General features: G+C 60.6%; 1 protein-coding gene. It reads left to right on the plus strand.

Annotated features, from left to right (window positions below; genetic code table 11):
- Positions 1-236: 236 nt before the first annotated feature.
- On the plus strand, positions 237-431 hold a 195-nt coding region (locus N825_RS35755), incomplete at its 3' end, for a LysR family transcriptional regulator (RefSeq protein ID WP_037462481.1).

Below are 431 nucleotides of genomic sequence, written 5' to 3' on the forward strand. Positions count from 1 at the left end.
AAGCCGTCGGGCTGGCGGTGCTTGCGGTTGACGAAGGCGTCCAGCGAGTCGAACACCACGGTGGAGGCGCGCTGCACCGAGGGCGAGAGACTGGCGAAATCTCTATTAGTCTGATTGATAGCTTTCATCTAATCTATTTGCTGAGCTTAGGAGTGATCGGGAACAGCGCCAGTGTCTGCCTTTCTCCCCATTGCCTCAACAATCGAAAAAACTTAGTCAATAAGCGGGACTTATAGATGGACATGCGCGAGATCCAGGTCTTCCGGGCCGTGATGCAGGCCGGCACCACCAGCAAGGCTGCCACCCTGCTGGGCATTTCGCAGCCGGCGGTGAGCCAGGCCATCCGCAAGCTGGAAACCTCGTCGGAACTGCGCCTGTTCGAGCGCGTGCGCGGCCGGCTGGTGCCGACCCAGGAGGCCGGCGCGCTGATG

Source organism: Skermanella stibiiresistens SB22 (assembly GCF_000576635.1).
GTDB classification, from domain to species: Bacteria; Pseudomonadota; Alphaproteobacteria; order Azospirillales; family Azospirillaceae; genus Skermanella; species Skermanella stibiiresistens.